Genomic DNA, 21,314 nt, shown 5'->3' with positions numbered 1-21,314 from the left:
TCCGAGATTATTCGGCGGGTGTGCCGCCTGGCTCTTCGGACTTGCCACCTGAGGCAAAGAACTCTTTCGTCAGTTTGAAGACGATCGGGCTCAGCAGCGCCAGGGCGATCAGGTTCGGAATGGCCATCATCGCGTTCAGCGTATCGGCCAGCAGCCAGATGAAGCCCAGATCCGCTGTTGCGCCAAAATAGATCATGACGATCCACAGGACGCGGTAGGGCATCAGGGATTTCACGCCCAGCAGGAACTCAACACATTTCTCGCCATAGAAGGACCAGCCCAGAATGGTGGTAAAGGCAAAGATCGACAGAGCGATGGCGATCAGATACCCACCGATACCCGGCAGCGACAGTTCGAACGCGTGACTGGTTAATGCTGCACCGGATTCACCCGATGTCCAGGCACCCGACGAGATGATAGCAAGACCGGTGATGGTGCAGACGATGATCGTGTCGATGAACGTACCCAACATCGCGATCAGGCCCTGGTTGACCGGACCTTTGGTCTCGGCTGCGGCGTGTGCGATCGGAGCGGAACCCAGACCGGCTTCGTTCGAGAAGACACCACGTGCCACACCAAAGCGGATCGCGGCCCAAACGGCAGCACCCGCGAAACCACCTTCGGCGGCCGACGGGGTGAAGGCGTAGGTGAAAACAAGCGACAGAGCGGAGCCGATGTTACCGATGTTGATCAGTAGAACCAGCAGGCCTGCGACGATGTAGGCAATCGCCATGAACGGAACCAGTTTACCTGCAACCGCACCGATGCGGGTGATGCCGCCCAGGATCACGGCCGCGGTCAGAACCATCAGGACAACGCCGGTAACCGAAGTGTTCAGGCCGAAGTTCGACTCCAGAACCTGTGCAACACCATTGGCCTGTACACCGTTGCCGATGCCGAACGCCGCGATTGCGCCGAACAGGGCAAATGCAACACCCAGCCAGGCCCATTTCGCGCCGAGGCCGTTTTTGATGTAGTACATCGGGCCGCCGACATAGTTACCAAGCTCGTCTTTTTCGCGGTATTTCACCGCGCAGACAGCTTCGGCATATTTGGTGGCCATGCCCACCAGGGCGGTCATCCACATCCAGAACAAGGCGCCCGGACCGCCCAGGAAGACAGCAGTGGCCACACCAGCGATGTTGCCCGTACCGATAGTCGCAGATAGCGAGGTCATCAGCGCGTTGAACGGGCTGATCTGGCCCTCGCCCTGACCTTCGCGGCCTTTGAACAGCAGGCTGAAGCCTGTGCCAATGCGCAGGATCGGCATGAACTTCAGGCCGACCTGCAGGAAGAAGCCAACGCCGAGAATGAGAACCAGCATCAGCGGCCCCCACACGACGCCATTGATGGCCCCTACGATTGAATTTAACGCTTCCATGGTTTCCCTCCCATTTGCGTTAGGTTTATGCCCTGTTCGCCAAAGCCCGCTGGCGGGCCTGCTTGAGGGCGGCAAAGTCTTCGTCCGCGTGGAACGATGATCGGGTCAGCGGCGTTGCCGACACGTGCAAAAAGCCCTTGGAACGCGCGATCTGTTCCAGTTGGGCAAATGCTTCCGGTGTCCAGAACCGGTCAATCGGATGGTGTTTAGGGGTCGGTTGCAGGTATTGGCCGACGGTCAGGAAATCGACATTGGCCGCGCGCAGGTCGTCCATGACCTGACGGACATCGTCCAGACTTTCGCCAAGCCCGACCATCAGGCCAGATTTGGTAAAAAGCTCCGGGTTCGCGCGTTTGGCATCATCCAGCAGACGCAGCGAGGTGTAATAGCGTGCACCAGGTCGCACAGTTGGATAAAGGTGCGGCACAGTTTCCAGATTGTGGTTGAAAACGTCCGGCGCCGCTTCAAATACGAACTCTGACGCAGTGCCTTTTCCAAGAAAATCGGGTGTCAGAACCTCGACAGTGGTACCGGGGTTCTGATGGCGCACGGCACGGATGGTCTGAGCGATATGCTCGGCCCCACCATCTGCCAGATCATCGCGATCGACCGAGGTGATCACTACATGACGCAGGCCTAGCTTCTTGACCGCTGCCGCAACACGGCCAGGTTCAAACACATCCAGAGCATCCGGGCGACCCGTTGAGACATTGCAGAACGAACAACCCCGCGTGCAAACCTCACCCATGATCATCATGGTGGCGTGGCGCTTGGACCAGCATTCGCCGATATTGGGGCAGGCGGCTTCTTCGCAGACCGTCGCCAGATCATGCTCGCGCATGAGGCGTCGTGTTTCATAGTATTCAGCGCTGTCGCCCTTTTTCTTGCGAATCCACTTGGGCTTGCGCGGGATGACACTGTCGGCCTTTTTGGCTTTTTCCGGGTGGCGAGGACGAAGCTGGATGGTCATCTGGCTGGTCTCCCTTATGCGTGGATCGCGCGGCCCAGGGCGTCGAGGCAGGCTTCTTTGACGGCCTCGCCCATGGCCGGGTGCGCATGGCAGGTTGCAGCGACTTCGGACACCGTTGCGCCCTTTGTCATCGCCAAAACCAATTCGGCGATCAGATCGCCGCCATGGGCGCCGCAGATATGTGCACCTAAAATCTTGCCGCTCGGGTCAGCCAGCACCTTGACCGCACCGTCGGTTTCACCGGTCGAGCGCGCGCGCGAGTTCGCCAGAAAGGCGAATTTGCCAACGGAATACTCGGCTCCGGCCTCTTTCAGTGCTTCTTCGGTCAAACCGACTGAGGCGACCTCGGGGTCGGTGTACACAACGCCGGGGACAGTGTTGTAGTCGACATGACCGGTTTCGCCTGCCAGCATCTCAACACACGCAACACCATCTTCTTCGGCCTTGTGGGCCAGCATCGGTCCTGGAACGCAGTCGCCGATCGCGTAGATGCCGGGAACGGACGTTTGGAACGTGTCATTGACCTCAACGAAGCCGCGCTGGTTTACAGCGACGCCAAGCACCTCCAGACCAAGGCCGCGGGTGACAGGGCGACGCCCGACAGCGATCAGAACCTTGTCGGCCTCGATCACTTCTTCCTTGTCCTTGCCGACGCGATCCACGGTCAGGGTTAGCCCAGCATCAGACTTCTCGACCGATTTCAGCGCGCGGCCCAGTTGGAATTTCAAACCGCGTTTGGACAGGGCGCGCTGCGCCAGTTTGGCAATCTCACCATCGATGCCGGGCAGCACCCGATCCAAATACTCGACAACGGTGACCTTGGCACCCAGTCGCGCCCAGACCTGACCCAGTTCCAGACCGATCACACCTGCACCGATAACCACCAGATGTTCCGGCACGGATTCCAGCGCAATAGCGCCGGTTGAGTTGAGGATGTCCTGCTCGTCAATCTGGATTCCCGGCAACGAGGTCGGTTCAGATCCGGTTGCAATCAGGATATTTTTGGCCTCGTGGACAACATCTCCGACCTTGACCTGTCCAGCGGCGGGGATGCTGGCCCAACCTTCGATCAGATCGACACCGTTTTTCTTGAACAGAAAGGCAATGCCCTTGGTCAGATCGCCTACAATCTTGTCCTTGCGGCCCATCATTGCGGGTACATCAATGCTGGCCCCCTCGACCGCAATACCGTGGGAGGAGAGATGTGCAAGTTCGGCATACTTAGCCGAGGAGGTCAGCAACGCTTTGGAGGGTATGCACCCCACATTCAGACAGGTTCCGCCAAGAGCACCACGCCCTTCGACGCAGGCAACTTTCAGGCCCAGTTGTGCTGCGCGGATCGCGGCGACATAACCACCCGGACCGCCCCCGATGACAATAAGATCGTAAGTCATTTGGTCTTCTTTCAGTAGATCGGGTGGCTTGCGCAGAGCGCGCGGACCTTTTCACGGGTTTCCTTTTCGACGGACTCGTCACCGTCAGACGATTGTGCCAGCGCGTCCAACACATCACCGATCATGTGGCCAATCTGTTTGAACTCTTCTGGTCCAAACCCACGGCTGCAGCCTGCGGCAGTACCAAGACGGATGCCGCTGGTGACAGTGGGCTTTTCGGGATCACCCGGAACGCTGTTTTTGTTGCAGGTGAATCCTGCACGCTCTAGCGCCGCTTCGGCGTCTTTGCCGGTTACGCCGACTGGGCGCAGATCAACCAGCATAAGGTGGTTTTCAGTGCCGCCCGAAACGATGTCGCACCCGCGCGCCATCATCACGTTGGCCAGTGCCGAGGCACTGTCGACAACGCGCTGCATATATTCTTTGAATTCAGGCTGCAGCGCTTCACCAAATGCGACTGCCTTGCCTGCGATCACATGCATCAGGGGGCCGCCCTGCAGACCCGGGAAAACAGCCGAGTTGATCTTTTTTGCCAGCGCTTCATCGTTTGTAAGAATAATCCCACCGCGCGGACCGCGCAGCGTCTTGTGCGTAGTCGACGTAACAATGTGTGCGTGCCCGATGGGCGAGGGGTGCAGGCCGGTCGCAACCAAGCCCGCGATGTGGGCCATGTCTGCCAGAAGCCACGCGCCAACTTCATTGGCAATGGCGCGGAAGCGTTCGAAATCGATCTTTTGCGAATAGGCCGATGCGCCTGCAATGATCAGTTTGGGCTTTTCGGCTTTCGCCAATTCTTCAACCTGATCATAGTCAATCAGCCCGGCCTGGGTCAGGCCATATTGAACCGGACGGAACCACTTGCCGGACTGGGCAGGTTTTGCGCCATGGGTCAGGTGACCCCCAGCATCCAACGACATACCAAGAATCGTGTCACCCGGGCTGAGTAGTGCCAGCTTAACCGCCCCGTTGGCTTGCGCGCCCGAGTGCGGCTGCACGTTTGCATATTCGCAGCCAAACAGCTTCTTCAATCGATCAATGGCTTCGGCCTCAACCTCATCCACATATTCACACCCGCCATAATAGCGGCGACCCGGATAGCCCTCGGCGTATTTGTTTGTAAGTACGGAACCCTGCGCATCGATCACTGCCTGAGAGACGATGTTCTCGGAAGCGATCAGTTCGATCTGTTCAGCCTGGCGTGTGCCCTCGCGTGCGATCGATGCTGCGATGACGGGATCAGCCTCGGTGAGCGGTTTTGTGAACATGATCTCCTCCTGTAATCTCGTTTCCAGTGTACGAAATTTTGTTTCCTATAGTGGAATTAGTGTACGCAAGGCAACAAAAATTTCATCACAGTAAAGTTGTTTGGCTCGGGGGAAATGAGTAAGCTTTGATAAAACAAGGAGATTCCCATGTCTGAGGACAACCTGAAAGATGGTGCCGGACCGGAAGAACAGGACGAGGGGGCGGCTTTGGGTCGGTCGATCCGGGATGCACGCCGCGCAAAAGGCTGGACATTGGAGGAGGCCGGGCGCGAAGCGGGAATCGGTCGATCAACACTTTCAAAGATCGAAAACAACCAGACACGTCCAAGTTTCGAGATCGTGCGGCGGCTGACACAGGCCTTGGACATGAATACGCCACAGCTGTTCTTGCAGTCCGCCCAATCGGGAATTTCGGGGCGACGTGATTTTACGCCGAAAGGGCAAGGTGAGATAAGAAATACGCCGACCTACATGCACGAATTGCTGTGCTCGGACCTGACCAGTAAGCGAATGCTTCCTTATATCGCGACGATAAAAGCGCGTGACATATCAGAATATGAGAACTGGATCAGGCACACAGGCGAAGAGTTCATGTACGTTATCAGTGGCGAGTTGATATTCGTATCCGAGCATTACCGCCCCTTACCGATGAAACCCGGAGATTCTCTGTACTACGATAGCGGTATGGGGCATGGCTGTATTTCTACGAGTAGGGAAGACGCCAGGGTCTTGTGGGTTTCGCTGGAATGACACGTTAGGCCACGGCGCTTTCGCGCAGAATACCAATACCAACCTGAGCAAACGGATATCTCATGGACCGGACTATTTTCACTGGAACGATGCCTGCCCTTATGACGCCGTGTAAGGCCGACAGGACACCTGACTTTGACGCGCTGGTCGAAAAGGGCAAAGAGATGATCGCGGCCGGCATGTCCGCTGTCGTCTATTGTGGCTCGATGGGGGATTGGCCGCTTCTGACGGATGCCCAACGGATGGAGGGCGTGGAACGACTGGTCGACGCTGGCTTGCCGGTTGTCGTGGGGACGGGTGCCATCAACTCGAATTCCGCTGTGGCGCACGCAGCACATGCACAGAAGGTCGGCGCGGCAGGGTTGATGGTTATCCCTCGGGTTCTGTCACGAGGCTCATCGGTTGCCGCGCAAAAGAACCACTTCAAGGCTATTCTTTCTGCGGCACCGGACGTGCCTGCGATCATCTACAACAGCCCTGTCTATGGGTTTGCCACTCGTGCGGATTTGTTTTTTGCACTGCGGGCCGAGCATCCGAATTTGGTTGGCTTTAAGGAGTTCGGGGGCAAGAGCGACCTGCGCTATGCCGCCGAACATATTACATCGCAGGACGATCAGGTCACTTTGATGGTCGGCGTCGATACTGAAGTCTACCATGGGTTTGTGAATTGCGGCGCCACCGGATCGATCACCGGGATAGGAACGGCACTGCCCAAAGAGGCATTGTTGCTTGCGGCGCTTTCGAAAAAGGCAGCAGAGGGACATGCAGAAGCACGGTTGCGCGCGCGGGAGTTGGACGAGGCATTTGGCGTTCTGGCAAGTTTTGACGAAGGCACGGATCTTGTTCTTTACTACAAGCATCTTCTGGTGCTGAACGGCGAAGAGGAATACCGCCTGCATTTCAATGAAACCGACGTGTTATCTGACGCCCAGCGAAATTACTGCGAGCAACATTACAATTTGTTTAAGTCGTGGTTTACCGATTGGGTTCGTCAGGGTGGAGTCATTGCGGAATGCATGTGATTGACAGCCATACCGGTGGAATGCCCACACGGGTCATTCTGGACGGGGGGCCTGATCTGGGTTCAGGATCACTGGCTGAACGCGCCAAGCGACTGGCAACGGAACATGAGCGGTTCTACAAGTCTGTTCTACTGGAGCCACGCGGCCAGCCCGGCATGGTCGGGGCGCTCCTTGTCGAACCGGTCAGTGCTGAATGCAAAGCGGGCGTGATCTACTTTGACGCGGATGCGGTACTGGGCATGTGCGGCCATGGGACGATCGGGTTGGGCGTGACATTGGCGCATCTTGGACAGATCGAGGTTGGCGCGCACCGAATCGAAACTCCGGTAGGTGAGGTTAAGATTGATCTGCTGGACGCCAACACCGTGCAGGTCACCAACATTGAAAGCCGCTGCGTTCATCAGTCCGTGACGGTCGAGACTGCACCGCATGGCCCCGTCACCGGCGATGTCGCTTATGGCGGCAATTGGTTCTTCATTGTCGAGCCAAGCCCGATCCCGGTTGTGCCTGAGAACATTCGCCCGCTGACCGATATGGCTATCGCAATTCGCGAAGCCTGCATTGCGCAAGAAGTTGGTGGCGAAAATGGCGAGCCGGTTGATCATGTGATCTTTCAGGGCATCTCACCGAATGCAGGTATCCATAGCAGAAACTTTGTTCTGTGCCCCGACGATGACTATGACCGTTCGCCATGCGGCACCGGCAGCTCGGCCCGGCTGGCCTGCCTCGCGGCCAGTCGGCGCTTGTCCGCTGGGGAAGAAATCGTTCAGGAAAGCATCATCGGAAGTTCGTACAGGCTGTCCTATCAGCCGGGGCAGGGCGGGGGCATTGTCCCTCAGCTAACTGGCCAGGCGCATGTGATGGCAGAGGGTAAGCTTTTCTTTGCGCAGAATGATCCGTTTCAATTTGGTATTGCGCGTTGACGCAAGGAGACGAGCAAGACGGAATCCCACTCGGGCGTTGTGTTCAGAAAATCGTATCAGGTGGACAAACCGGCGTAGACACTGCCGCATTGGAGTTTGCCCGCGCAAACGGCATCCCTTACGGCGGCTGGGTGCCGAAGGGTCGAACGAATGAGGATGGGTTGATTCCGGCGCATCTCAGCGGGCTTGTTGAAACGAAGTCTGAAGATGTGGCTGAACGGACAAGGCTCAACGTCTTTGCCAGTGACGCCACGCTTGTTTTTATCGACGGGTCAGACAGTCCCGGCACGCGGAAAACGGTTGAGTTTGCAGTTGATGCTGAAAAACCGCATCTGGTGGTGGATATCAGAAAAGGAAAGGCCGATTGCGCGCAACAGATACGTACTTGGCTGAGCGCCAACCCTGTAACAGTTCTGAACATTGCAGGTCCGCGCGCTTCGGAGGCCCCCGAGATTGGTCCGCGTGTGAACGAGGTGCTGGACGCTTGTCTGGATCAGTTCATTCAGCCCATGTAATCGCGCAGCGCTGGCGGAGGATTGTTGAAGAGTGTCTCGGTCTCAGCAGGTGGATGTGCGATTTGATCCGCAACCAATACGGTTTGGTCGGTTATCCGAAGCGCATCCCGTGGGTCGTGGCTGACCATAAGCAGGGTGGTTTTGGTCTCGGCAACCAGTTCTGCGACCAGATCCAGCATCTCAGTTTTCAAGGCGGGTCCCAGCGCTGCAAAAGGTTCGTCGAGCAATAACACCTGACGCTTTTGCACAAGGATCCTCGCCAGCGCCACGCGGCTTTGCTGACCACCTGACAATTCGGCGGGCTTTCTGGCCGCCTTTCCCTGCAGGCCAACGCGGCCGAGGGCCGATTGAATGTGGTGTTGGTCGTCTGCAGTCAAACCTCCATTGGGCCTTAGGCCCAGGGCGACATTCTGTTCGGCGCTCAGGTGAGGAAACAGGTTTCCGTCCTGAAACAGCATTGCAATCGGTCGACTGCCTGGTGGTAATGTCGACAGGTCATGATCCTTCCAGTGGATGTGCCCACTTCTCAGGTCTCGAAAACCGGCGATAGTTTCAAGAAGTGTTGATTTTCCTGCCCCCGACGGACCGATGATCGCAACGCTGGATCCGGCCTTGACCTCAAAGTCAGCGCTTAATTGGAAATTGCCATTTGCAATGATGCAATCGTCAAGCTTCAGCATGCCAGCGACCCCCTCGATCCAGAACCCAGAAAACACCCATCGATAGTATAAGCAGCAGCAGCGCGCCTCCTGCTGCGGCCTGCATCTGGTAGGCGCCCATCAGGCGGTAGATTTGCAGGGGCAGCGTTGCGATCTGGGCATCTGCAAACAGGGCGATCACACCCAGATCACCCATGGACAGTGCCGCCGTCAGGCCCGCGGCAAAACCGACCTGGGGGCGCAGGCGTGGAAGCATGACACGCAAGAAAAAGGACCAGTTGTTCATGTTCAGGGCCAGTGCCAACCGCCCGTGCCGTTCCAATACATCACGCGCTGCGGGAACCAAAATTCGAAGGGCGAAGGGCAAGGCCATGACCGCGTTCACAAGCGCGGTTACCGGCAACGCAAGAGTTGTCGGATTGGCCAGCGGGCGGATCAGAATAAAGAGACCCGTACCAATGACCAAGGGCGAGGCGGCGAGGCCAAGAAGTCCGCCAAGTTCGACGATGCCGAACCGGCCTGTCGCGACGGCTGTCGCCATGGGCAGTGCCAGCAGTAATAGGAGCATGGTACTGGCGGCGGCAACACAGATTGAAATTATAGCGGCACGGAACACCAAAACCGGCATCTCAAACAGCCCAGCGATACCCGAAATCGTGACGGATGCCAGAGGTAGCAGCAGGAACGCGGCGGCGATGATAATCCAAAACGCATCCAGCAGTGGTCCTCGGCCATCCCAGCGCCGGATCTCACGATTCAGGCCGGTACCGAACCCGTCGCCGCGCGAGAACTTCAAGGCTGCCAACGCAGCCGCTGCAGTCAGGACAAGTTGCAAAGCGGATAATAAGGCGGCGCGCCCTAAGTCAAAATCATATGTAAAGGCCTGATAGATCGCGAGTTCAATCGTGGTGGCGCGCGGCCCTCCACCCAGCGTCAGGGCCACCGCAAAACTGGTCAGGCAAATGGCGAAGATCACGGCCAGCACTCCGGGGAGAATGCGGCGAAGCATTGGCAGTTCGATCAAACGGAACATTGCCATTCCTTCGCACCCAAGTTGCGCCGCCAGCCGGAAACGCTCGGCAGGGATCTCCTGCCAACCCTGCAAGATCAGGCGTGTTGCCAGAGGTAGATTAAAAAATACGTGGGCCAGAACGACACCGTGCAGCCCATAGATTCGAATGGGCGGCAGACCGAAATAGCCCAACGCGTCCGAAATCCATCCTGCCCTGCCAAAGACCTGAAGCAATCCCAGAATGGCGACGATGACCGGCAGGATGAAAGGTGCACCCAACAGCGTGATCAGGACGCGCCTACCGGTGAACCGGCGGCGGGCCAGCGCGCGGGCGACCGGAATAGCCAGACCAGCGCTGAACACTGCAGAGAGTGTTGCTTGCAACAGGGTGAAGCGTAAGGCTGCCCAGTCGGCTGGACCAAACCCACCGCCAGAATCAGCGCGCACCGCCACCATGAACAGTGTGCCCAATATCAGCGCGGCAACGATCGCTGCAGCACTGACACCAGGAAGCGGGTTTACTGGCTGAGTGCGCCCAACCATTCCGAAAGCGCCTGTTCCCGCGCGATGGCGGCTTGGTCCTGATCAAACAGCAAGGACTTCTGAGGGATCGTTAGAGTTTCAAAACCTTCGGGCAGACCGGAAGATGGGGTTACGGCCGGGTACATCCAGTTGGTCGTTGGAATGATCGTCTGAAACGCGTCAGACACCATGAAGTTCAGAAACTGATCTGCCAGCTCGGGCTGATCGGAATTGGCTAGCTTGGCCGCAACCTCGACTTGCATATAATGGCCTTCGTCAAAGGCTGCCGCTGCTTTGCTGGCATCTTCCTCGGCAATCAGGTGATAGGCTGGCGAGGTCGTATAGCTTAGAACCATGTCGGCCTCACCTTCAAGGAACAAGCCATATGACTCGGACCAGCCCTTGGTCACCGTCACGATATTGTCGGCAAGGTCAGCCCAGATTTCTTGGGCTTCATCGCCATACGCGGCCTTGACCCACAGCAGAAGACCCAGCCCCGGCGTCGATGAACGCGGATCCTGAATGATGATCTTGATGTCACTATCTGCCAACTCGCGGAAGCTGTTAGGAGCGGCAAAATCTGCATTGTGAACAAATGCAAAGTAACCCCAGTCGTAGGGGGCAAAAACTGTGTCGGTCCACTCGATGGGCAGAGCATACTCGGCAGTGATTGAATGAGGTGCAAACAGGCCGGTTTCTTTAGCTGCCGATATCAAGTTGGTATCCAAACCCAATACAATATCGGCGTCGCTGTTTTCGCCTTCCAGCCGAATGCGTGACAGCAGTGCCGCGCCATCTTCGACGCCGACAAGGTTCAGGTCGCATTCGCATTGCGCTTCAAACGCCTCTTCGACCTTCGGGCCGGGGCCCCAGTCCGAAACGAAGCTGTCGTAAGTATATACGGTCAACGTGGGCTTATCGGCTGCCACAGCCGAAGTCGCAGTCAGTATTCCCGCAGCAATTGCCAGATGTTTCATATCATCCTCCAATGCGGCGAGAGGGTAAGGATGGATGAAACCTGTACCTTTCCCTCCGCCGGTTCTAGCCGGTTCAGGTTCAACGGGTTTGCCAATTGGCATCTCAGCGCGGTCTTTAGCGCACCCCGAGGTAGGGTCGTGATTAGGGGGATGAGAGGATGATTTCAACCGAAATCGTTAGGTTCTCGTTCAATAAGCATTGAATGAAATACCATAAGAACGAGCCACGAAGCCAGAGAATTCCTTTAGGAGATATGCGCATATTTGACGCGCATATAGTATATTGATATTCTCAGGCACATGGAGACCAAGACAGAATGAACGCTCAACCACGCAAACCGACCAATCTATCACTTGATAGCGCTTTGCTCACCGAGGCCAGAGCGCTGAACGTGAACCTGTCGCGTGCCGCCGAAGAAGGAGTGCGTGCCGCCGTTGCCGCTGCGAAGGCCGCGCAGTGGAAGGCTGAAAATGCCGAAGCGCTGCAAAGCTCAAATTCATATGTTGAACAACACGGGTTGCCCTTGGACGGCTTTCGCCAGTTCTGATGCCGAAATACGATGTATTCCCCAACCCATCCGGCGATGGCTATCTTCTGGATGTGCAAACCGATCTTCTGAGCGATCTGAATACCCGCATGGTGGTGCCGCTTTTGTCAAAAGCACGTGCGCCGAAACCAGCGACCCGCTTCAACCCTGAGTTCCTGATAGATGGTGAGCAGGTTGTAATGGTGACCCAGTTCATGGCTGCTGTTCCTGTGGGACTCCTCAAATCACCCGTGGGTCATCTGAAAGATGATTTCGAGCAGATCACCGTGGCCGTAGACATGCTGATGCAAGGTTTCTGAACGACAATGGCTGGCCTCATTGGCCAGCCATCTTGCACGCATAACACCTGTCAGGTGTTATGCTTCTGCTCTACTTGTCGCGCAGTACCACGACACTGCAATGTGCATGACGGACCACACGTGCCGCCGTTGAACCGATCAGATAGTCCGAAAGGCCCGGTTGGTGTGACGCCACTACTATGCAGTCCACTTTGTGTTCCTCGGCCCAATCCAGAATGGAATTTGTTGGATGACCTGTAACAACATGGGTGCCGATCTTCGGAGACTCCATCGATGCGTTCAGTTTGTCCTCAAAATCAGAAACGCTTTTCTGAACCTGCTCGGGTGGAAAGTACGACCCGATATACGAAGGTAGTTCTTCGAGAACGGACAGCACCGATACTGTCCCGCCATCCGACAGCAAGCGGCTCGCTGCATCCAGAGATTTGGCACAGTCGTTGATGTGATCAGGGGCGACTGGAACGAGGATATGGTTATACATCTGTACCTCCGGACTATTTCAGGATGTTGGGCAACCAGGTGGCGATCTGCGGGAAGATGAAGATCAGGGTCAGGCCAACGAACTGGAGCGCCACAAACGGGCCAACCGAATTGTAGACATCCCCCATGCTGACATCTTTGGGCAGAACCCCTTTGATCCAGAACAGCACAAAACCGAACGGAGGTGTCAGGTAAGCGATTTGGATGTTCACGATGAACAGCGCGCCAAACCACAGCTTGTCGATCCCCAATTCGTCGATAATCGGGATGAACAGTGGTGTGCACAGCATGATGATGGCCCAATCATCCATCACCATACCCAGGACGAGGATGATCAGCATCATCATCAGCAGGATGCCGGTTGCACCGCCGGGCATGGAAAGAACCAGATTGGTCAGCAGGTCCTGGCTGCCAAGCGTGTTGAACACATTAAGATAGACGGTGGCACCAATCAGAATCCAAAGCCCCATACCGCTGAGCTTCAAGGTGGACACCAACGATTCCCTCAGCACCTCCCAGGTCAGTTTGCCGTAGATCAGGTTGATGACAAAGGCGCCTGCGGCACCAAATGCGGCAGCTTCCGCCGGTGTTGCGATACCGCCCCAGATGACGCCCAGAACGATGATGATGAGTAAGGCAAACGGCCAGATGCTGAGAACGGCGGTCAGTTTTTCGGTGCGGGTGAATTTCTGATCAGCGGGCAGGGCGGGGCCCAGCTCGGGCTGGATTTTACAACGTACGCCGATGTAGATCGTGTAGAACGTGGCCAGCATCAGGCCGGGCAGCAACCCCGCCATGAACAGGTCACCGATCGAAACCTTGGCGAGCAATCCATAGAAGATGAACGGAACGCTTGGTGGGATCAGCGCACCCAACGCACCGCCTGCCGCGATACAACCGATCGCGATACGGCGATCATATTTGTAGCGCATCATCGAAGGATAGGCGATCTGACCCATCGTGGTGGTCGCCGGTGGCGTGATGCCGGTGATTGCAGCAAAAACAGTACAGACCTGAACTGTACCCATCGCGAGACCACCATGAATGTGGCCGATCAGCTTGTAAACGGCATCATAGGCCGTTTCGGCTATCCCCGAAAATCTTATGAGTGAGCCCATGAACAGGAACAAAGGCACTGTGACCAGTACCGAATTCCAAGGCGTTGAATAGAATGCACTGGGCACGGACAACAGCGCGCGAGGTTCGAAAACCAGGGCAAATAGAACCGCTGTTCCGCCCAAGCCGAACGCAACCGGCAGCCCCATGAAAAGGATCCCAAACAGTATTAAGAAATACAGCGCTGTAATTAGTTCGAGGCTCATGATCTTTAGTTTCCCTACCTAGTGGCCGTTCGCGCGGTCTTTGCCGGGTTGCGTGTCAGCAGTGCTTTTAACACTGACATGCGCCCGTCTGGTCCGCTGGCCCGACGATCGGGCCAGCGAAAGAGTTTTAGCTATATTGGAAAGATGACATTGCGCGGGATTATTGCGCGTTCGCCTTGTCTTCCAGGAACCTCTTGAAGATTTCCACGCCTTTGGCGTTGCCCTCGGATGCGGCCGCAACCTGCGGCCAAACTTCGGCAATGGATTTCTCGCGCATACGAGCAACTTCTTCATCGCTCAGCTCGATTACTTCACCACCGGCATCGCGCAGGATTTGAAGCGCTTCTTCGACACCTTCCGCATGCATGCGGCTGGTTTCGAAATAGGTTTCTTCGAAAACTCCGTTGATCTTTTCGCGCTGCCAGTCGGTCAGTGCGTTCCAGCTCTGCAGGTTGATGAAGATCTCCTGGTGCTGAGCAGGGTTCCAGCCGGGCATGATCGCATAGTCGATTACTTCCTGGAACGACATGTCATCGATGCCGCCTGTATCCCAGTAGGTGCCTTCGATGGTGCCCAGTTTGATTGCGGTGTAAATCTCACCACCGTTCATCGAGACCGGCGCGCCGCCCATGGTCGAGTGGAAGATGGCCTGGGGTCCACCGGCGCGCATCTTGCGGCCTTCCAGATCTTCCAGTTTTTCGACCCGGAACTTGGTGAACATTGCGTTCGGTCCCTGGTTGGTCCAGCCTGCCCATTGCAGGTTCCGCGCGTTGGCGGCCTCTTGCACGATGTCACCAACGCGGTAGTCGGGGTTGCCCCACATCACTTCCCACGCTTCTTCGGTGTTGTCGGCGCCCATGGCCATGCCAAACGCCAGCATGCCTTCGGGCATGTCGCCACCATAGACTGAACCCCAGCCCGCGTAACCATCGGTCAGACCAGCCGCCGCTGCGCCAAAGGCCTCTGCACCACTGACCAGCGCCCCTGCGGGCTCAACACGGATTTTGACCGTGCCTTCAGTCGCTTTTTCAACTGCTTCAACCCAAGGGATCAGGCCATTGTCCCAGCCGGCATCGGTCTGGTCAAATGCGGGCTGGAAGGTCCACTCGGTTACTTCATCCGGCGGCCCATCTTGTGCGACGGCAATGCTTGCGGTCACGGCTATGGCGCCTGCCCACATGGTTGTGTGCACAAACCTGTTTGGTTTCATGTTAATTCCTCCTCGTTAGTGGATCAGTCTGTTTTCGTTTGTATTTACAGGCGCCCAGAACAGCGTGCCTAACTGCGCCCGAAGATCGTTTGCAGATCGCGGAGCAAGTGTTTCAGGACCACCAAGAGAACCATTGCACCGCTGAGTGGGATCGCAAATTTGATCGGATAAATCGGGATCGGAATGGATGTCGGGGTCTTCTGATTAAGCATCAGAGACAGCGATGCGGCTTCGTAACCCTTCCAGATCAATGCGACCAGAAACAGGATTGCAATCGGTGCCGTCAGGACATCCAAAATCGCTTTTGACCGCTTGCTAGCGTTTGCATAAAACAGGTCGAGTTTGACGAAACTGTCATGCTGCAACGCATAGACGCCGCCGGTGCAGGCCAACAACACCATCGCAGCTTGCAATGTGGTGCCGATCCACTGGGAGGGCGCGTTCAGTACATAGCGCATGAATACGTCCGACACGCCAAACGCCATGCAATACAAGATGAGAAACCAGCCTATGCGGCCCATGACTTCTGAGATTGCGCTTGTCAGCTTTTCCAGACCGCGCATCAGCATGCCAACCTCGTTGTGTTTTTCATGGATCTGGTTCTCCCTCAAAAAATCTGTGCGCTGAATTGATGTACCGGACCCTTCGCGTCGGGGTTCGGACGGACATCAGAGAAACGTCTGCTGAATCGCTGTTCACAGAGTCGACGCATATCCCACTCCTGCAAAACCATGCGAACGGTCTCCCTCCCTAGTCGCATCGAACGGCCCGGGTGATCCCTAATTTCGACATGGAACTTCCCGGATCGCTACAGCAAACGCGAAGGAGTTCGACTGAGAAAGATACAGTTGTTTGTAATAATGGGTACAGATTTCATCGCGCCAAGTGACTGTTCGATGCCGCGATTCAGTCCCGAGCGTTAAGATGTTACAAGTTCAACAATGGCAGCGCAGGTTGCTTAAGCACATCTCAGGTCAGTATAAGTACTTTAAAAACATAGCGTTGGCTGAAGTCTCTTTTTTGAGTTATCATCAACCCGCTTTTAGTAAGAGCGCTATTGCTTTCAGCATTGCCAGTACAGAATTGGGAAATTTGGCGTCGTTTCCACTTTGCATGGAGCACTTGAAAACATGGATACAGTTTGCAAATCGCGTCGCAGAATTTGCGACTAGAGCCTGACAGGACATGACACAACGGTTGAGCATCGACAAAACTCAGTCCAGCGGTTTGCGAGATCAGATCGTCTCGCAGATTTCACGACTCATTTTTGAAGGTTTGATGCCGTCTGGACTAAAGCTTGCCTCATGTCGGGGGTTGGCGCGGGATCTCGATGTTTCGATCAATACGGTCGTCGCGGCTTATCGAAAGCTTGAAGAAGAGCAACTGATCGAGGCCCGGCCCCGCTCGGGTTATTATGTCTGCTCTGACGTAGGGATTCGCACGGACGGTGATGCGATTGGGCGAACCAGCACCAGACAGCGCACATCGATTGGCCAGAAACTGAACAAACTGCGCCGCACCGAAGAGATCGAAACCATCCAGCGCCCAAATGACTGGTACAAGTACGACTATCCGTTTGTGTGCAACCAAATCGATGATGGCGCATTCCCGGTTGCGGATTGGCGCGAATGCACTCGGTTGGCCATGAATCGAAAGCATCTGAAAATCTGGTCTGCAGACGGGCTGTACGAGGATTGCTTTGAACTTATCGAGCAGGTCCGGCAGCGCATCCTGCCCCGTCGCGGTATTTTTGAACCCAGCGATTCAATCCTGATCACATTGGGTTCGCAAAACGGGTTGTTTATCACCAGCCTGTTGTTCGGCGGGCGCGATAAAACTGCGGTTATGGAGGATCCGGGATATCCGGATGCACGCAAGATCCTTCAGGCAAATTTTGGGAATGTAAGGTTTCAACCCATTGATAGCGAGGGTTTGATCGTCGATGAACGTCTGCGCGAGGCTGACCTGGTATTCGTAACCCCCAATCGCCAGCACCCAACCACCGTTACGATGTCCGAGCGCCGCCGCAAGGCCTTGCTGCAGGCCGCTGAAGAGTATGATTTTTACATAGTCGAAGACGATTACGAATGCGATGTGGATTACCGGCATTCTACTTTGCTGCCGCTGCGCAGTCTGGATGACACGGATCGACTGATCTATTTGGGCAGCCTTTCCAAAGGTCTTTCACCAGGTTTGCGCCTGGGGTATCTGGCGGCTGCGCCAGAATTTATTGACGCCGCGCGCGATTGCCGGGGAATGATGATGCGCCATCCACCGATGATTCTTCAGCACACTGCTGCCGCGTTTATTAACTTGGGGTACTATGATGGCTTGTTGCGCAGGGTTCGCCAGAATTATGAGCTGCGCTGGCATCTGGCTGATACGACGATCCGTGAAAAGCTACCCCATTTCCTGAAAACGGGCGAATTTGGCGGAACGGTTTTTGTGCTTTCTGATCCCGAGGCCCGGTTGGATGCCATGACGATATGTCAAGCCGCCCTAAAACGCGGTGTTATTGTGGAGCCGATCGGGCCCTGTTTTTCAAATAAAACCGCAGGGAGATACCACTTTCGTCTTGGCGTCTCGTCAATCCAACCCGGTTCTATCCGAAAAGGGATTGAGCTGTTGTCCGAAGTGATTTCAGACCTACGCGCAACAAACTCGTAATGTACCAGGGCGGGGGGCAAACCAATAGTCCGCAAGCTTAAAAAGATTGATCGATGGTTCAATCTCCGACAGCTGAGTTTTCCCCCCACAGCATACGTGACACCAGGCTGGCTAGAAGGCTCAGGACGTACCAAGTCAGCAGAAAGCCGACGCATTCCAGGGCGAATGACCCCCATTTGTAGAATAGGTCAGCAATAACAAAGGCGATAAGTAGCCAGGGGGCTTCCTGCCGCAAGAATGACTTTACGCCTTGTGATTTAATCGCTCTGTGCATGATGTATACCCCTGAATTATAAATGGTTATAATGTTTTAGACGATAACGGGCGGATGGCGACGTGGTGCGTCATAGCGCTGCTGTGCGAACCAGGTCATGGTTGGTTCGATGTCAGTTTGGGTGTTCCCGCCCTGTAGCGTGTACCCGGCTGCCAGCCAGGTGAAGCCATCATCGGCAACCTCGGCACAGTTGGTGTAGTCGCCCCATTTTCCCAGACCCGGAGTGTCTGTGCCCCGTCGAGCGAGGGCCAGCCGCCAAGTCAGATCGATATCGTCGTATGAGCCAACAACATGGCTCGGATGCAAATTCCCACCACCCGCAAAGACCGAAAGCCCTACATCACCAACCCGGTTTACAGCTGTTGAGGGGTAGGCGAACGCGATCTGACTGTTCCAGATATCTGGTTCGTCAATCAATGACATGGTTGCTTCGTCAATGCGGACGGTCCTGACGAAAGGGAGTGGCCTGTTGGTCTGACGATTAGCTGTCCACATAAAGCCCAGAACGCCGCGTCCCAGCCAACCAGCCATAATGCGTGGATCAGTGCGCGACATCCAGTCGCCACCGGTGGTCAGCGCGGAATAATTGCCTGCGGACCAAGGCGTGACATCGATGTCGAATTCATCTACGTCCGAGGCGTTCTCGGCCCATCTGAATACGCGGATCTGCGAGTTCGTGTTGTGGCTGGCAAAGTACATCGCGCCGCGTGCGCCTTGTACGCAGCGCAGAGAAAAGTTGTCTTCTGTTTCGAATATGTCGAATGATAGCGTTGCCGCGGTCGCCAGTTCGTCCAGTGAAATCCGCAGAATGACCGAGCGGGTAAACTGGTTAGCCCCGGCCGAGAACACATTGGTGCCCGCATACATATAGTTTTCGGACAACGAAACGTGGTTATAGTCGAACCACTCATTGTTCCACGCGGGATCAAGCCCAGCGGGGGTGAAATCCCAAATGTTCCATGTGTCGTTCCCCAAGGTGCGCCCTTGTTTGACCGCAACCCGCAGTGTGTTGGTGCCCCCCTGTTCGATATATTGAAGCAGCCAGATTAGCAGATCCCGGCTTGGGTCGTAAATCGTGGTCTGGTCACAGCAAAACCCCCCGTCAACAGGTGGGAACAACGTGAAAGGGCTCATGTGAGACCAGCTTTGGCCGCCGTCCAGTGACCGACTTGCATACCAGTTGCCAGTGGCCAGAATCTGGCCTCCATTGCTGGAAACTGTCGGCTCGCCCACAGTAGAGGTTTGGCCGTTAGTATCGAAATCCGTAAGGTTTATTGTGTTGAAAATCCTTGGCTGATGGGTCGAGGGCATAGCAGCCTCCGTAATCTACTCATGTCAAAAAAATGTGCGTAATTGATTAGTAATCCAGTTCCGTCGGATCAGCGTCATTGCCGGATTGATCCGAATTATCTTCTTCCAAAGCAGGCCCGCCCTTTTTGCGAGTTTTTGAGACGCGCTCATCGCGTTCACTCAGCATTTGCGGGGTCATGAGGCCTGACGCCCCGGCCCGCTCGCTCAGGGCGGAATGGGCCGATGGTTGTGGTCTCACCTCAAGTGTGCCCTTTCGGGTCGTTCGCTTTCCACGTGCTTGATTTGCCATTCAACTCTCCTATCCGTTCGTCAAGAAACGCATCCGAACTCGCAGGTCGTCGGATGGTGTTGAATGCATTAAACATAGCAGATTTGCCCCGACTCTTCAATTGAGCCGGCTCGATGCGGGTCTCGCTCTGCTTGAATCCGCGCGCTAAAGCGGCACCATCCGCGATAAGCGCCCCGATAGCGGGAACAGGCAAGCCTGCAATGAATGATAGATATCCGGTTTGCCGTCAAAGATGGATGTCACGATGTCACCGGATTCATCCACCGCCGGGAACCAGCCGCCATGTTGGTGATCCACGAACGTTTCATTCGCAAAGGTCCAGAGTTTTCTGTACCAAAATTCATCCTCTTGCCTTTTATCCAGTGCGATCAGGGCTCCAACCGCACCAATGGCTTCAGCTACTGGCCACCAGAACCGCGACGCATTTGCGACCCGACCCCCAAAATCCAGCGTATATGCCATGCCGCCGCCGGCCAGCCATGCATCCTTGAGGGCCTGCTCAATCAATCGTCGCGATGACTCGGGCGCGCCCGAGTTTGGTCGGCCTGATAAATCCCAATGCTGCAGCTGAAGTCGCCCAAGCTCGAACGAATGGCCCGGGGTCGTGCCTGCGGGACGAAACATCGGGTCACCGGCATAGCCTCGGTCAATCTGCCAATCTGAAGTGAAATGCTCGGGCAAGCGCCAGTTTTCAGCAGGTGCGATCCGGCCAATAAAGAAATCCAGAATACGACCGGCGCGGGTAAGATAGATTTCGTCGCCTGTCGCCTCAAAAGCTGCAAGCAGTGCCTCAACTCCGTGCATATTCGCGTTCATTCCGCGATATGTGGAAAACGGCGTCCAATCGCGGTTCCATTCGTCGCGGAACAACCCGGTCTCATCATCCCAGAAATGTGTATCAAGGATATCCCGGATTTCGGTCAGCAGTTTGTCAGCTTCCGGGTGCCCTATCTGTTTTGCGCTTGAGGCAGCGAGCAGAACAAAGACATGCCCGTAGGCAAGTTTGCGATCATCCTTGATGTTGTCGCCATCCAAAGCCCAAAGGTAACCGGCGTGATCCCGGTCTTTGTGGTGGCTGTTGAGGTAGGCCATACCGTGATCGATGATCCGCTCTGCGCCTTGAAATTCAATCAGATGCCCCAGAGCGTAAGAATGCACTAGGCGTGTAGTCGTGTGCAGTTCCTGCAATGTGTTTGGCAGCGGGCTGCCATCATGGTCGAGGATGAAAAATCCTGGCTCGGTCCGACAACTTGCGCTGAAAAACGCCAACTGTCGCATAGCCTGATCTTTCAACCACGTGCGGTGTTCAGTTGTATCAAGCCAAAAGCCCGGTTCGGAATGCGGGCCAGGTGGCAGAGGCAAGGTGTTGTCCATATTCTTCATCTCGCTTGAGGAATCATTCGGAATCGAACGAAAAAGCGCCGCAAAGCGCCAGTCGCCAATGAACCAAACACCGCGAACGAAGGCAATCGGCAAACCCGCACCGGACTGTCAGGGGTTGCCGTTCAGCCGTCGCAGTTGGCG

The 21,314-nt window shown here is 55.8% G+C and carries 21 protein-coding genes and 1 riboswitch; of the genes, 7 read left to right on the top strand and 14 right to left on the bottom strand.

What is annotated here, in order from left to right; translation table 11 throughout:
- Positions 1 to 7: 7 nt before the first annotated feature.
- The 4 genes from ACR0DE_RS02920 to glyA are packed head-to-tail and all read right to left on the bottom strand — an operon-like array spanning position 8 to position 5,010.
- Positions 8 to 1,381 carry an alanine/glycine:cation symporter family protein gene (locus ACR0DE_RS02920; protein ID WP_170393738.1) on the bottom strand — a complete coding sequence of 458 codons (1,374 nt, stop codon included), beginning with the start codon at positions 1,379 to 1,381 and terminating at the stop codon, positions 8 to 10.
- Positions 1,382 to 1,406: 25 nt separating this feature from the next.
- Complete coding sequence (lipA, locus tag ACR0DE_RS02915) at positions 1,407 to 2,351, bottom strand: lipoyl synthase (RefSeq protein WP_480751733.1); 945 nt, start codon at positions 2,349 to 2,351, stop codon at positions 1,407 to 1,409.
- A 14-nt stretch (positions 2,352 to 2,365) separates the two neighbouring features.
- Positions 2,366 to 3,745 carry a dihydrolipoyl dehydrogenase gene (gene lpdA, locus ACR0DE_RS02910; RefSeq protein WP_480751729.1) on the bottom strand — a complete coding sequence of 460 codons (1,380 nt, stop codon included), beginning with the start codon at positions 3,743 to 3,745 and terminating at the stop codon, positions 2,366 to 2,368.
- Between the two features lie 11 nt (positions 3,746 to 3,756).
- Positions 3,757 to 5,010, bottom strand: a complete 1,254-nt coding sequence (gene glyA, locus ACR0DE_RS02905) for a serine hydroxymethyltransferase (protein WP_480751727.1) — start codon at positions 5,008 to 5,010, stop codon at positions 3,757 to 3,759.
- A gap of 147 nt (positions 5,011 to 5,157) precedes the next feature.
- Here glyA and ACR0DE_RS02900 point away from each other — a divergent pair, with 147 nt between their 5' ends.
- From ACR0DE_RS02900 to ACR0DE_RS02885, 4 genes are all read left to right on the top strand, one after another.
- Positions 5,158 to 5,760, top strand: coding sequence for a helix-turn-helix domain-containing protein (locus ACR0DE_RS02900; protein ID WP_480751725.1), 603 nt, complete (start codon positions 5,158 to 5,160; stop codon positions 5,758 to 5,760).
- A 62-nt stretch (positions 5,761 to 5,822) separates the two neighbouring features.
- Positions 5,823 to 6,782 (top strand): dihydrodipicolinate synthase family protein, encoded by a 960-nt coding sequence (locus ACR0DE_RS02895; protein ID WP_480751723.1) that lies wholly within the window; start codon positions 5,823 to 5,825, stop codon positions 6,780 to 6,782.
- Complete coding sequence (locus ACR0DE_RS02890; RefSeq protein WP_480751720.1) at positions 6,773 to 7,705, top strand: 4-hydroxyproline epimerase; 933 nt, start codon at positions 6,773 to 6,775, stop codon at positions 7,703 to 7,705. The genes ACR0DE_RS02895 and ACR0DE_RS02890 overlap by 10 nt, the downstream gene beginning before the upstream one ends.
- Complete coding sequence (locus tag ACR0DE_RS02885; protein ID WP_480751717.1) at positions 7,702 to 8,220, top strand: putative molybdenum carrier protein; 519 nt, start codon at positions 7,702 to 7,704, stop codon at positions 8,218 to 8,220. Before ACR0DE_RS02890 ends, ACR0DE_RS02885 begins: the two co-directional genes overlap by 4 nt.
- Here ACR0DE_RS02885 and ACR0DE_RS02880 read toward each other — a convergent pair.
- Genes ACR0DE_RS02880 through thiB form a run of 3 tightly spaced genes read right to left on the bottom strand, consistent with a single transcriptional unit; the run spans position 8,208 to position 11,390 of the window.
- The gene (locus ACR0DE_RS02880) at positions 8,208 to 8,900 is read right to left on the bottom strand and encodes a thiamine ABC transporter ATP-binding protein (RefSeq protein ID WP_480751714.1); all 693 of its coding nucleotides are present in this window, start codon (positions 8,898 to 8,900) and stop codon (positions 8,208 to 8,210) included. The two genes, ACR0DE_RS02885 and ACR0DE_RS02880, sit on opposite strands and share 13 nt — an antisense overlap.
- Entirely contained in the window at positions 8,887 to 10,434 is a 1,548-nt protein-coding gene (locus ACR0DE_RS02875; RefSeq protein ID WP_170635730.1) for a thiamine/thiamine pyrophosphate ABC transporter permease ThiP, read from the bottom strand. The genes ACR0DE_RS02880 and ACR0DE_RS02875 overlap by 14 nt, the downstream gene beginning before the upstream one ends.
- The gene (gene thiB, locus ACR0DE_RS02870) at positions 10,410 to 11,390 is read right to left on the bottom strand and encodes a thiamine ABC transporter substrate binding subunit (RefSeq protein ID WP_480751711.1); all 981 of its coding nucleotides are present in this window, start codon (positions 11,388 to 11,390) and stop codon (positions 10,410 to 10,412) included. Before thiB ends, ACR0DE_RS02875 begins: the two co-directional genes overlap by 25 nt.
- A gap of 32 nt (positions 11,391 to 11,422) precedes the next feature.
- A riboswitch (TPP riboswitch) is annotated at positions 11,423 to 11,528 on the bottom strand.
- 179 nt (positions 11,529 to 11,707) lie between these two features.
- Here thiB and ACR0DE_RS02865 point away from each other — a divergent pair.
- Both ACR0DE_RS02865 and ACR0DE_RS02860 read left to right on the top strand, forming a co-directional pair.
- A complete protein-coding gene (locus ACR0DE_RS02865; RefSeq protein ID WP_170511663.1) occupies positions 11,708 to 11,938 on the top strand; it encodes a type II toxin-antitoxin system CcdA family antitoxin in 231 nt (76 codons plus the stop codon).
- Complete coding sequence (locus ACR0DE_RS02860; RefSeq protein ID WP_480751709.1) at positions 11,938 to 12,237, top strand: CcdB family protein; 300 nt, start codon at positions 11,938 to 11,940, stop codon at positions 12,235 to 12,237. Before ACR0DE_RS02865 ends, ACR0DE_RS02860 begins: the two co-directional genes overlap by 1 nt.
- 70 nt (positions 12,238 to 12,307) lie before the next feature.
- On the opposite strand, the gene ACR0DE_RS02855 is transcribed toward ACR0DE_RS02860, so the two are convergent.
- The 4 genes from ACR0DE_RS02855 to ACR0DE_RS02840 all read right to left on the bottom strand — a co-directional run bounded on the left by ACR0DE_RS02855 (position 12,308) and on the right by ACR0DE_RS02840 (position 15,818).
- A complete protein-coding gene (locus ACR0DE_RS02855; protein ID WP_170393765.1) occupies positions 12,308 to 12,718 on the bottom strand; it encodes a universal stress protein in 411 nt (136 codons plus the stop codon).
- Between the two features lie 13 nt (positions 12,719 to 12,731).
- Entirely contained in the window at positions 12,732 to 14,039 is a 1,308-nt protein-coding gene (locus ACR0DE_RS02850; RefSeq protein ID WP_170393768.1) for a TRAP transporter large permease, read from the bottom strand.
- Positions 14,040 to 14,199: 160 nt separating this feature from the next.
- Positions 14,200 to 15,249: a TRAP transporter substrate-binding protein gene (locus ACR0DE_RS02845; protein WP_170393770.1), complete on the bottom strand. Its 1,050-nt coding sequence runs from the start codon at positions 15,247 to 15,249 to the stop codon at positions 14,200 to 14,202.
- 68 nt (positions 15,250 to 15,317) lie between these two features.
- On the bottom strand, positions 15,318 to 15,818 hold the full coding sequence (locus ACR0DE_RS02840; RefSeq protein WP_170393772.1) for a TRAP transporter small permease subunit: 501 nt from the start codon (positions 15,816 to 15,818) through the stop codon (positions 15,318 to 15,320).
- 616 nt (positions 15,819 to 16,434) lie between these two features.
- Between ACR0DE_RS02840 and ACR0DE_RS02835 the strand changes: the two genes are divergently transcribed.
- Positions 16,435 to 17,916, top strand: coding sequence for an aminotransferase-like domain-containing protein (locus ACR0DE_RS02835; RefSeq protein ID WP_170393774.1), 1,482 nt, complete (start codon positions 16,435 to 16,437; stop codon positions 17,914 to 17,916).
- A 310-nt stretch (positions 17,917 to 18,226) separates the two neighbouring features.
- Here the strand turns inward: ACR0DE_RS02835 and ACR0DE_RS02830 are convergent, their stop codons facing one another.
- The 3 genes from ACR0DE_RS02830 to ACR0DE_RS02820 form a co-directional block, all read right to left on the bottom strand.
- On the bottom strand, positions 18,227 to 19,501 hold the full coding sequence (locus ACR0DE_RS02830; protein WP_170422523.1) for a hypothetical protein: 1,275 nt from the start codon (positions 19,499 to 19,501) through the stop codon (positions 18,227 to 18,229).
- A 46-nt stretch (positions 19,502 to 19,547) separates the two neighbouring features.
- Positions 19,548 to 19,790: a hypothetical protein gene (locus ACR0DE_RS02825; protein WP_170393778.1), complete on the bottom strand. Its 243-nt coding sequence runs from the start codon at positions 19,788 to 19,790 to the stop codon at positions 19,548 to 19,550.
- A 144-nt stretch (positions 19,791 to 19,934) separates the two neighbouring features.
- Complete coding sequence (locus ACR0DE_RS02820) at positions 19,935 to 21,164, bottom strand: AGE family epimerase/isomerase (RefSeq protein ID WP_480751707.1); 1,230 nt, start codon at positions 21,162 to 21,164, stop codon at positions 19,935 to 19,937.
- Positions 21,165 to 21,314 lie beyond the last annotated feature (150 nt).

This window comes from Ruegeria sp. C10 (assembly GCF_056537805.1).
Note: the sequence above shows the minus strand (reverse complement) of the source record. Positions and strands in the feature narration are given on the sequence as shown.